The organism is Nonomuraea montanisoli, from assembly GCF_013363975.1.
GTDB lineage: Bacteria > Actinomycetota > Actinomycetes > Streptosporangiales > Streptosporangiaceae > Nonomuraea > Nonomuraea montanisoli.
The window spans coordinates 287629-298515 of record NZ_JABWGN010000004.1 but is presented as its reverse complement, the minus strand read 5'-3'; the positions used below and the strand labels follow the sequence as shown (position 1 = coordinate 298515).

Annotated in this window: 8 protein-coding genes; 3 read left to right on the top strand and 5 right to left on the bottom strand. The window is 75.6% G+C overall.

Features of this window, described 5'->3' with window-relative positions; translation table 11 throughout:
* Window positions 1-75: 75 nt before the first annotated feature.
* Both HTZ77_RS11135 and HTZ77_RS11130 read right to left on the bottom strand, forming a co-directional pair.
* Window positions 76-2592 (bottom strand): ATP-binding protein, encoded by a 2517-nt coding sequence (locus HTZ77_RS11135; protein WP_175589429.1) that lies wholly within the window; start codon window positions 2590-2592, stop codon window positions 76-78.
* A complete protein-coding gene (locus HTZ77_RS11130) occupies window positions 2589-4688 on the bottom strand; it encodes an ATP-binding protein (protein ID WP_175589428.1) in 2100 nt (699 codons plus the stop codon). The genes HTZ77_RS11135 and HTZ77_RS11130 overlap by 4 nt, the downstream gene beginning before the upstream one ends.
* Window positions 4689-4827: 139 nt before the next feature.
* Between HTZ77_RS11130 and HTZ77_RS11125 the strand changes: the two genes are divergently transcribed.
* Window positions 4828-5271, top strand: a complete 444-nt coding sequence (locus HTZ77_RS11125; protein WP_175589427.1) for an NAD(P)/FAD-dependent oxidoreductase — start codon at window positions 4828-4830, stop codon at window positions 5269-5271.
* A gap of 23 nt (window positions 5272-5294) precedes the next feature.
* Here HTZ77_RS11125 and HTZ77_RS11120 read toward each other — a convergent pair whose 3' ends face one another.
* The gene (locus tag HTZ77_RS11120) at window positions 5295-6173 is read right to left on the bottom strand and encodes a sigma-70 family RNA polymerase sigma factor (protein WP_175589426.1); all 879 of its coding nucleotides are present in this window, start codon (window positions 6171-6173) and stop codon (window positions 5295-5297) included.
* Between the two features lie 107 nt (window positions 6174-6280).
* Between HTZ77_RS11120 and HTZ77_RS11115 the strand changes: the two genes are divergently transcribed.
* Window positions 6281-6733, top strand: a complete 453-nt coding sequence (locus tag HTZ77_RS11115; RefSeq protein WP_175589425.1) for a MarR family transcriptional regulator — start codon at window positions 6281-6283, stop codon at window positions 6731-6733.
* On the opposite strand, the gene HTZ77_RS11110 is transcribed toward HTZ77_RS11115, so the two are convergent.
* Window positions 6723-7472, bottom strand: a complete 750-nt coding sequence (locus HTZ77_RS11110) for a MerR family transcriptional regulator (protein ID WP_328808527.1) — start codon at window positions 7470-7472, stop codon at window positions 6723-6725. The two genes, HTZ77_RS11115 and HTZ77_RS11110, sit on opposite strands and share 11 nt — an antisense overlap.
* Window positions 7473-7544: 72 nt before the next feature.
* On the opposite strand from HTZ77_RS11110, the gene HTZ77_RS11105 reads away from it, so the two are divergent.
* Window positions 7545-9869 (top strand): ATP-binding cassette domain-containing protein, encoded by a 2325-nt coding sequence (locus tag HTZ77_RS11105; RefSeq protein ID WP_175589423.1) that lies wholly within the window; start codon window positions 7545-7547, stop codon window positions 9867-9869.
* 65 nt (window positions 9870-9934) lie between these two features.
* Here HTZ77_RS11105 and HTZ77_RS11100 read toward each other — a convergent pair whose 3' ends face one another.
* The gene (locus HTZ77_RS11100) at window positions 9935-10828 is read right to left on the bottom strand and encodes an SDR family oxidoreductase (RefSeq protein WP_175589422.1); all 894 of its coding nucleotides are present in this window, start codon (window positions 10826-10828) and stop codon (window positions 9935-9937) included.
* Window positions 10829-10887: the final 59 nt, after the last annotated feature.

Below are 10887 nucleotides of genomic sequence, written 5' to 3'. Positions count from 1 at the left end.
TCCTGCCGCGGGCACGCCGTGCAGCGGCCCGTCCGATGCTCCGTTCATCGTACAGAACCGAAGGTCAAAGGCGTGTCAGCCGGCTTGACGCGGGCTCCAGGCGCGGATGATCTGCTCCCGTGAGGTGAAGCCGAGCTTGCGCAGGATGTTCTCCACGTGGTTCTCGGCGGTGCGCTGCGCGATCACCAGCTCCTCCGCGATCTGCCGGTTGCTCAGCCCCCTCGCCACCAGCTCGGCGATCTCCCGTTCCCTGCGGGTGAGCAGCGCGGCGAGCCCCGGGTCCTGCTCGGCGTCCCCCGCGACGGCCACCGGGCTCTCCTCCAGCGCGTACGCCGCGGCGGCGTCCAGCGTGAGCTCCGAGCCGCGCCGGAAGCCCGCGGCGAACCCCTCGTCGCCCAGGTCGTGCCGCAGCTCCTCCTCGCACCGGTCGTGGAAGCGGGCCAGGTGGCCGAGGCCCGACAGCGACGTCCCGATCGAGCGCCACACCATGTGGGCCGCGCCGAGCAGTTCGGCGGCGCGCGCCCGCCTGCCCTGGCCGGCCAGGATCCAGGCCAGCCCCTCCAGGCACTGGGCGAGCCCGAGGTGGTCGTGGCAGCGCACCTTCACCCGGATCGCGTCGCGCATCATGGCGACGGCGGCCTCCGCGTCGCCGCGCCGCCACCGGTCCAGGGCCACGATCCACAACCCGTACGACACCGACCACTCGGCGCGCTCGCGCCTGGCGGTCTCCAGCACCTCCTCGCACAGGCCCGGCGCGCGCGGGTCGTCCATGAACACCGCGGCCATCGCGAGCTGGAACAGCGTGACCCAGGCGGGCCCCCGGAAGCCCAGCGCCCGCCGCCGCTCCAGCGCCTCCTCCAGCAGGGCGAAGGCGCGGGGGAAGTCGCCCGCCAGCAGCGCCGCGAACCCGGAGATGTGCACCGCCCCCGCGAGCTGCGCCTCGTCGCCGAGCCGCTCCGAAAGCGCCCGGCACTCCTCCAGCAGGGGCCGCGCGGCGCCCGCGTCGCCCCGCAGCAGCACGAGCCAGGCGTCCACCCACAGCGCCTTGGCCCGCGCCGAACCCTCCGCCGCGCCGGTCGCGGACGCCTGCCCTGCCCCCGGCGCCGTGCCGGCCGCCAGCGCCCGCTCCAGCCAGTGGTGTCCCTCGCTCGGCGACGTCCACGACAGCCGGTGGCTCCACATCGCGGCGCCGATCTCCAGCGCGGCCCACGCCTCACCCGGCTCGCTCAGGCAGAACTCCAGCGCGGCCCGCACGTTCGCCTGCTCGTTGCGCAGCCGGCCCAGCCACCGCATCTGGTTCGCGCCGAACCACTCGTCCTCGGCCCTCGCGGCCAGCCCGCGGCACCAGTCGCGGTGGCGCGCCCGCAGCGCCGCGCGCCCGCCCGACTCGGCCAGCCGCTCCTCGCCGTACTGGCGCAGCGTCTCCAGCATCTCGTACCGGACGCCCCACCCGTCCTCCCTGCGCAGCACGACCGACTTGTCGACCAGCGCGTCCAGGACATCCGGAACGGCCTCCCGAGGCAGCTCGGCCGAGCAGCACACCTCGGCCGCCGCCTCCGGGTCCCAGCCGCCGGAGAAGACCGACAGCCGCCGCCACAGGGCGCGCTCCTCGGGCGAGCACAGGTCGTAGCTCCAGTCGACCAGCGCGCGCAGCGTCCGCTGACGCGGCATCGTCACCCGCACGCCCTGCGTGAGCAGCCGGAACCGGTCGTCGATCCGGTCCAGGATCTGCTCGACCGAAAGCGCCCGCATCCGCACCGCCGCCAGCTCGATGGCCAGCGGGATCCCGTCGAGCCGCCGGCACAGCCGGGTCACCGCCACACTGTTGCCCGCGTCGACCGTGAAGCCCGGCACCACGGCCGCCACCCGGTCGGCGAACAGGCTGACCGCCTCCGAGCCCACCTCCAGGGGCCTCTCCCGGCCCGCACCCGCCGCCCGGCCCGGCACGGACGGGGTCGCGGGATCCGGCGCCGGGCGCGACGCGGGGTCCGCCTGGGCGGGCACCAGCCCGTCGGCCGCCCCAGCCCCGGTCCCGGGCCCGCCCCCCGAACCGGACCCGGGCCCGGACGCGGCCCCGGATCCGCCCCCCGGCTCGGCCGGCACCGCCAGCGGCGGGACCTCCAGCAGGCTCTCGCCCGGCACGTGCAGCGGCTGCCGGCTGGTGGCGACGATCCGCACGCCGCGCCCGGCGGCGAGCAGCTCGGTCACCAGGGCCGCGCACGCCGGCACCAGGTGCTCGCAGTTGTCGAGCACCAGGAGCATCCGCCTGCCGCGCAGATGCTCGCGCAGCCCCTCCAGATCGTGCCGGTGGCACCCGATGGTCTGCGCCACCGTCCCCGCGAGCAGCTCCCCGGTCGTGAGGGGGGCGAGGTCGGTCAGCCACACCCCGTGGGGCTGGCCGCGCGCCACCTCCGCGGCCAGCCGCAGCGCCAGCCTCGTCTTGCCGACCCCGCCCACACCGGTCAAGGTCAGCAGCCGGCCGGCGGACAGCAGCCGTCTCGCCTCGGCCAGCTCCTGGCGGCGTCCCACGAAGCTGGTCAGCTCGGCCGGCAGGTTCCCCTCGGTCCGGCGCGTCGTCGCCCCCGCGGTCATCCCGGCCGCCCCATGCCCTCGCGCACCCGCGCGGAGCCCGCCCGGTGCGCGGCCGCGAGCAGCCGCGGATCGAGGCCCAGCCGGGCGCCCTCGCGGAACGCCGCCTCGTACGCCCGGACGCCGAGCGCCCGGCGGGCCCGCGCCGCGCACCGCTCGTGCCACGGCGCGTGGTACGACAGCCGGTTCGGCGAGGCGTCCACGGCCTGCCAGAGGGCGTGCGCGGCGCCCAGCAGGCCGGCGGCCCGCTCGTGGTCGCCGTGCGCGCCGGCCGCCCACGCCAGCACCTCCACGCACTGCGTCAGGCACCATTTGTCGTCGATGTCGCAGGTGAAGCCGGCCGCCTCGCCCACCAGCGTCTCGGCCCGGCGCAGGTCGCCGAGGTTCCACAGCGCGATGCCGAGCACGAGCTGGGCGTACCCGCGGGTCACGGGCGCCCGATGCGCCTCGCACAGCTCCAGCATCTCCGCGCCGTACGCCGCCGCCAGCTCCGGGTTCTGGTTCGCGCCGTACGCCGCCGCGTAGTACAGGCTGAACACCACCCCGTCGAGGTCGGCCGCGGACCGGTGCAGGGCCAGCGCCTCCTCCAGCAGGGCGAGCCCGCGCTCGGGCTCGCCGGTGGAGTACGCCGCCACGCCGGAGGTCCGGACGGCGTACGGCAGCACGTCGGCGAGCTCCTCGCGCCGGCTCAGGGCGCGGCACTCCGACAGCCGGGGCGCCGCCGCGGCGGGGTCGCCCTGGCGCAGCGCCAGCATGCTGTACACCCACAGCGCCGTCGCCCGGTCGCGGCTCGGCGCGGGCATCCGTTCCAGGCCGCGTTCCAGCCAGTAGCGGCCCTCGGTCGCCGCCCCGGACAGCAGCCAGAACGACCACAGCTCCGCCGCCATCTCCAGCCCCACGGCGGGCGGCCCCGCCCCGCCCAGGCACAGCTCGATCGCGGCGCGCACGTTGGGCAGCTCCCGGCGCAGCAGCCGGTAGCGTTCGAGCTGGTCGGGGACCGTCTCGTGGATGCGGTTGCGGATCACGAGGTCGTGGTGCCAGGCGATGAAGCGCTCGCGCAGCTCCCGTTCCTCCGCGCCGGTCAGCCGGTCGTAGCCGTACGCGCGGATGGTGTCGAGCATGCGGTACCTGACGCCGCCCTCGGCCCGCTCGCCGAGCAGGATCGACTTGTCCACCAGCCCCGCGACCAGGTCGAGCACCTCGGCCCGGTCCACCTCGCCGCCGGAGCACACCGCCTCGGCCGTCTCCAGCCCGGCCCCTCCGGGGAACATCGCCAGCCGGGCCCAGAGCCGCTGCTCGCCCGGCGAGCACAGGTGGTAGCTCCACTCCATGGTGGCGCCCAGCGTGCGCTGGCGGGGCGGGAGCGCGGGCGGCGGCGCCCCGGAGGTGAGGGCCCCGTCGCGGAGGGGGTCGTCCAGCTCGCTCACCAGCCGTTCCAGCGGCACCGCGCGCAGCCGGGCCGCCGCCAGCTCGATCGCCAGCGGCAGTCCGTCGAGGCGCCGCGCCAGCCACGCGACGTCCGCCGCGTTCTCCCGGGTCAGCTCGAACCCGCGCGACGCGCCGGCCGCGCGGTCGGCGAACAGCCGCACCGCGTCGTGCCGGGCGATGACGTGCGGCGGCAGGCCCGGGTCCGGAACCGGCAGCGACTGCACGGTGAGCACCTGCTCGCCGTACACGCCGAGCCGCTGCCTGCTGGTGGCGAGGACGCGCAGCTTCGGCGCCTCGCGCAGCAGCCGGGACACGAACCGGGCGCACTCCTCCAGCAGGTGCTCGCAGTTGTCGAGCACGAGCAGCATCCGCCGCTCGGCCAGGTGGTCCACCAGCAGCGCCATGGGGTCGGACTCGCCGTCGCGCAGCCCCAGATCGGTCGCGACGCTGGCCGCCAGCAGCTCACCGGCCTCCAGCGTGGCCAGCTCGACGACCTCGACGCCGTCGCGGTACGCGCCGCGCACCGCGTCGGCCACCCGCAGCGCCAGACGGCTCTTGCCGACGCCGCCCGTGCCGGTCAGCGTGAGCAGCCGCGCCCGGGCCAGCGCCTTGCGGGCCGCGGCCACCTCGTGCCGGCGGCCGACGAACGTGGACTCGCACACCATGGCCATGCCTGCTCCACCGGCCGTGACCCGGTCGGCGCCCCCTCGCGCCTCACGACCTGCGGAAACAGCCCGATGAACCCTAGCCTAGGCCCCGCCCGGCCGTGATCGCCCGCCGCCACCCCTCCGCGGCGGCCGCAGCCCCGAGGTGTTCGCGCTCGGGGACGCCGCCGCGGTGCCCGACCTCGGCCGCGCCGGCGCGCTCTGCCCGCGGACCGCGCAGCACGCCATGCGGCAGGGCCGGGCCGTGGCCCGCAACGTCGCCGCCGGACTCGGCCACGGCACGGCCCGCCCGTACCGGCACCGCGACCTCGGAACCGTCGCCGACCTCGGCGCCGCCCAGGCCGTCGCCGCGCCCCTCGGCCTGCCCGTCACCGGCGCGGCGGCCAAGGCGGTGACCGGCGGTTACCACCTGTACGCCCTGCCCGGGGCGGGCAACCGGCTGCGCGTGGCCGCCGACTGGACGCTCAACGCGCTGCTGGGCCGGAACACCGTGAGCCTCGGCCTGGTGCCGGACGCGGCGGCGGGACTCGTCCGGGCGGAGCAGCTCGGCATCGACCCGCCGCGGGGCGCGCGCACGACCGCGCCCTGAAACGCGGGCCCTCGCCGGGGGGCTCAGCCGGCCGGGGCCGTCAGGTCGAGGGCCTCCAGCCGCTCCGGGTCGGCGAGGATGTCGATGGCGGTGACGAGGCCGTCGACGATCGTGAAGCTGTGCACCGACACGGCGCGGCCGCCGACCACGTTGACGTACCCCGCCGAGCCGTTGACCAGCACGTGCCGCCCGTCCTGGCCCACCCGCCGGTAGGACAGCGCCCCCTTGGCGACGTTCGCCGCGCCCCGCACCTCGACGACGCCGCCCGGCGCGCCCGTGTCGGCGCGCGCCACGACGTCCGGGTGGAGCACGGCGACCAGCGCCTCGAAGTCGCCGTCGCGCGCCGCCGCCTGGAACGCCTCCACCACCCGCCGCTGGCGCGCCAGGTCCGGTTCGGGCCGCGGCGCGCCGCCCCGCACGCGGCGGCGCGCCCGGCTGGCGAGCTGCCGGGCCGCCGCCGGCGTGCGCTCCACCAGCGGGCCGATCTCCTCGAACGGCACGCCGAACATGTCGTGCAGCACGAACGCCAGCCGCTCGGCCGGCGCCAGGGACTGCAGCACGACCAGCAGCGCCAGCCCCACCGAGTCGGCCACCAGCGCCTCGTGCTCGGGGTCGCCGCCGGCGGCGGCGCTCACCACCGGGTCCGGCAGGTGCGCCCCCATCCCGTCCTCGCGGCGTGCCCGGCGCGAGCGCAGCATGTCGAGGCAGACCCGGCCGACGACGGTGGTCAGCCAGCCGCCCAGGTTGTCCACGCCGTCGGCGCCGGAACGGCTCAGCCGCAGCCACGCCTCCTGGACGGCGTCGTCGGCCTCGCTCAGGGAACCGAGCATCCGGTAGGCCACGGCCTTCAGGTGCGTGCGGTGCTCCTCGAACCGGCCGGCCAGGAAATCGTGGTCGTTCATCGGTCACATCCTCCATCACGTTCGCTCACCGGCATGACGTGCGGGGCCCCGCCGATGTGACAGACGCATCAAGCCGGATGCATCTGTTCTGATGTATTATCGGCGGCATGAACGCGGTGGACCTGTTCCTGCTGGGGCGGACGCTGATGAAGATCGGCGAGGAGGCCATGCCGACCGAGGGCATCGGCCCCCAGACGACGAGCGTGCGCACCGTCCTCATCGTCGTGAGCGACGTCCGGGGCCATCCGGAGACCTCGGTCAGCGAGATCGTCGCCCGCACCGGGCTGCCGCAGAGCGCCGTGTCGGGTGCGGTGGCCCGCCTGCGCGAGGCGGGCGCCGTGGTCACCGAGCCCGACGCCCGCGACCGGCGCAGGACCGTGATCAGGCATGCGCCGCAGATCTCCGAGCGGGTCGCCGCGGCCCGCTCGGCGCCCGTCGAGGACGCCCTGGCCGCCGCGCTGGGCGGCGCCGACGCCGGCGCGGTCGCCGAGGTCACGGCCCTGCTGGAGGCCCTCGCCGCCCGCCTCGGCCCCGACGCGCTCACCCGCCTCAAGCCCTGAGGTCGCCGGTGACGTACCGGTGGAGCAGGGCGGCGCCCTCCAGCATGGCCGTCGCCCGCCGTTCGAGCTCGGCCCGTCGCTCGGCGAGGGCGGCGCGCAGCGCGTCGGTGCTGCCGGTGCGGCGCAGCGCGTCGAGGATGAGCCGGATCCGCGGCAGGGGATGGCGCGCCTCCCGCAGCATCCGCACCATCTGCGCGTCGCGCACGTCGTCCGGCCCGAACGTCCGGTAGCCCGTCACCCGGTCACGGCCGGGCCTGATCAGCCCGCTCGCCTCCCACAGCCGCAGCGCCGACGTCCGCACCCCGAGGCGGGCCGCCACCTCGCCCACGCGCAGCCCCGGCCGGGGCGTCGCGAAGGCGTCCGGGTCGCCGACCGCCACCTCCTCCAGGGCCGCGCCGATGGCCTGGAGCGACACCCGCTGCTCGTGCAGCGCGGCGTGACCCGCGTCCACCAGCGCCAGGGCCGACGCCGCGTCGCCCGCGTTCACCGCCCCCAGGATCTCGCCCGCGCGCTCCCAGCTGTGGCCCGCCGCCAGCGCCCGGTAGGTCAGCAGCGCCTCCCGGTGGCGCGGGCCGAAGCGGCGGTAGCCCGCCTCCGTCCGCGGGGCCGGCGGCAGGACGCCCGCGTCGGCGTAGTTGCGGATCTGCTGCGTGGACAGCCCCACGAGGCGCGCCAGGTCGACCGGCCGCAACGTCCCGCCGTCACCGGGCGTGTTACGTAGCGTTTGAGGGTTGGCCACGCGTCCCTCCTCCTGCTGGGGGATGATCGCGCCAAAACTATCAACCGGCACATCAATGACACACTTGAAGCCATGCATTCCCCCCTCCTCAGCACGCAGGCCGGTGCCGTCCTCGTTCCCGACGGGCACGAGGCGCCCGGCCACCAGGCCGCCGACAGCCACGACGTCATCCAGGTGCGCGGCGCCAGGGAGAACAACCTGGCGGGTGTCTCGCTCGACATCCCCAAGCGGCGTCTGACCGTCTTCACCGGCGTCTCGGGCTCCGGCAAGTCCTCGCTCGTCTTCGACACCATCGCGGCGGAGTCGCGCCGGCTCATCAACGAGACCTACACCGCGTTCATCCAGAACTTCATGCCCTCCCAGGCCCGGCCGGACGTCGACGCGCTGCGCAACCTCAGCGCGGCGATCATCGTGGACCAGGAGCGGATGGGCGCCAACGTCCGCTCCACCGTCGGCACCGCCACCGACTGCCACACCATGCTGCGGATCATGTTCAGCCGCCTCGGCGTCCCGCACGCCGGGCCGCCCTTCGCCTTCAGCTTCAACCGGGCCGAGGGCATGTGCCCCGCCTGCGAGGGCCTCGGCAAGGCGTCCGAGATCGACGTGGACGAGCTGGTGGACCGCGACCTGTCCCTGGACGACGGAGCGATCAAGGTGCCGGGCTTCGCCAAGGACACGTGGTACTGGCAGCTCATGGCCGGCTCCGGCCTGTTCGACCCCGGCGTCAGGCTGCGCGACTACACCCCGGAGCAGTGGGAGGACTTCCTCCACAAGCCCGCCACCAAGATCAAAATGGGTTCCAACACGTTCACCTACGAAGGGCTCGTCACCAAGGTCCGGCGGCTCTACCTGGCCAAGGACCGCGAGTCGATGCAGCCGGGGGCGCGCGCCTTCGCCGACCGGGCGGTCAAGCTCGCCCCGTGCGGGGCCTGCGCCGGCACCCGGCTCAACGAGACCGCCCGCTCCAGCCTCATCGCCGGCCGCAGCATCACCGACTGCTCGGCCATGCAGATCGACGAGCTCGCCGCGTTCGTCCGCGGCGTCGAGGACGCCTCGGTCAAGCCGCTCATCGACACCCTGCTGGAGACGCTCGACTCGCTCGTCGAGATCGGCCTCGGCTACCTCAGCCTCGACCGGGAGTCCTCCACCCTGTCCGGCGGCGAGGCGCAGCGCGTCAAGATGGTGCGCCACCTCACCTCCAGCCTCAGCGACGTCACCTACGTCTTCGACGAGCCGACCGCCGGGCTGCACCCGCACGACATCCAGCGCATGAACGGCCTGCTGCTGCGGCTGCGCGACAAGGGCAACACGGTGCTCGTCGTCGAGCACAAGCCGGAGACCATCGCTATCGCCGACCACGTCGTGGACCTCGGCCCCGGCGCCGGCACCCAGGGCGGCCGGATCTGCTACACCGGCGACCTGGCCGGGCTGCGCGCCTCCGGCACGCTCACCGGCCGCTACCTCGACCACCGCGCCAAGCTCCGCGCCGACGTCCGCCCTCCCACCGGCCACCTCGCCGTGCGCGGCGCCACGCTGCACAACCTGCGTGACGTCAGCGCCGACATCCCGCTCGGCGTGCTCACGGTCGTGACCGGCGTCGCCGGCTCGGGCAAGAGCTCGCTCATCCACGGGTACGTCGCGGGGCGCGAGGGCGTCGTGGTCGCCGACCAGTCGCCGATCCGCGGGTCGCGGCGCAGCAACCCGGCCACCTACACCGGCCTGCTCGACCCGATCCGGGCGGCGTTCGCCAAGGCCAACGGGGTGAAGGCGAGCCTGTTCAGCGCCAACTCCGAGGGCGCGTGCCCGGCCTGCAAGGGCATCGGGCTCGTCTACACCGACCTGGCGATGATGGCCGAGGTGGCGTCGGTGTGCGAGGAGTGCGAGGGGCGGCGGTTCACCCCCGAGGTGCTCACGTACCGGCTGCGGGGTCGCGACATCAGCGAGGTGCTGGCCATGCCGGTGGCGGAGGCGCGGGAGTTCTTCGCCTCCGGCCAGGCGCGGGCCGTCCTCGACCGGCTCGCCGCCGTCGGCCTCGGCTACCTCACGCTCGGGCAGCCGCTCACCACCCTGTCGGGCGGCGAGCGGCAGCGGCTCAAGCTGGCCGTCAACATGGCGCGCAACGGCACCACGTACGTCCTGGACGAGCCCACCACCGGCCTGCACCTCGCGGACGTGGACCAGTTGCTCGGGCTGCTGGACCGGCTGGTGGACGACGGCAACACGGTCATCGTCATCGAGCACCACCAGGCCGTCATGGCGCACGCCGACTGGATCATCGACCTGGGGCCGGGGGCCGGCCACGACGGCGGCCGGGTCGTCTTCTCCGGCACCCCGTCCGAGCTGGTCGCCACGGGCACGTCCCTGACGGCGCAGCACCTGAGGCAGTACGTGGCGTGAGCCCCCGCCCGTGGCGGCGGCTCACCAGAGGGCGGCGGCGAGCAGCCCGGCGACGGCCGGGTGGGTCACGGCTGGGCGGGGGAGCGGCGGACGAGGTCCGCGAGCGCGGTGGCGGGGTGACCGGTCAGGCGCGGCACGTCGCCGCTGACCCCCGCCAGCTCCCCGGCGCGGATCGCCGTGTAGGTGGACACCCAGGCGTCCACCTGCCAGTCGGGCGCGCCGTAGGAGGCGCGCGAGCGGTACGCCTCCTCCACGGTCTCGTCGTGGTAGGCGACCGGCCGGCCGGTCGCCTCGGACAGCACGGCGGCGACCTCGTCCAGCGTGAGCGCCTCCGGGCCGGTCAGGTCGTACGTGCGCCCGGCGTGCTCGTCCGGGTCGGCCAGCACGGCGACCGCGGCGTCCGCGACGTCGTCCCGGGCGACCACGGCCACGCGTCCTCGCCCGGCGGGCCCCCGGATGACGCCGTCGTCGCCCGCCATGGCGGGCAGGAAGTCGGCGTACAGGTTGTCGCGCAGGAACGTGAACGCCAGGCCGGAGGCGCGGATGTGCTCCTCGGTCGCCCAGTGGTCGCGGGCCAGGGTGAACGTGGCGTCCGGCGCGGCCCCGTAGAACGACACGTACACCAGGTGCGGCACGCCGGCCTCGGCGGCGGCGTCCACGAACGCGCGGTGCTGCTCGACCCGGTCGGGCGTCTCGGACGCCGACACCATGAGGACCGGACCGGCGCCCCGCAGCGCCTCGCGCACCGCGGCGCGGTCCCCGAACGGCGCCCGCGCCACGGACGCGCCCGGCAGGCGGGGCGCCCGGCCGGGGTCGCGGACCAGCAGCCGCTGCGGCACGCCGGCCGCGGCCAGGCGGCGCGCGACACCGCCGCCGATGTACCCGGTGGCGCCGGTCACGGCGATCGTGGTCCCGTCCGGGGCGTGCGTCCCCTTCGAGTCGTCCGAGTCCTGGGTCATGTCCGGCTCCCGGTGCGCTGGGTCTCCCTGCCGCCAGGATCGCACGCCACCGGCGTCAG

Coding starts and splice junctions, on each gene's coding strand:
- HTZ77_RS11135 (WP_175589429.1), bottom strand. CDS start 2,592: ATGACCGCGGGGGCGACGACGCGCCGGACCGAGGGGAACCTGCCGGCC.
- HTZ77_RS11130 (WP_175589428.1), bottom strand. CDS start 4,688: ATGGCCATGGTGTGCGAGTCCACGTTCGTCGGCCGCCGGCACGAGGTG.
- HTZ77_RS11120 (WP_175589426.1), bottom strand. CDS start 6,173: ATGAACGACCACGATTTCCTGGCCGGCCGGTTCGAGGAGCACCGCACG.
- HTZ77_RS11115 (WP_175589425.1), top strand. CDS start 6,281: ATGAACGCGGTGGACCTGTTCCTGCTGGGGCGGACGCTGATGAAGATC.
- HTZ77_RS11105 (WP_175589423.1), top strand. CDS start 7,545: ATGCATTCCCCCCTCCTCAGCACGCAGGCCGGTGCCGTCCTCGTTCCC.
- HTZ77_RS11100 (WP_175589422.1), bottom strand. CDS start 10,828: ATGACCCAGGACTCGGACGACTCGAAGGGGACGCACGCCCCGGACGGG.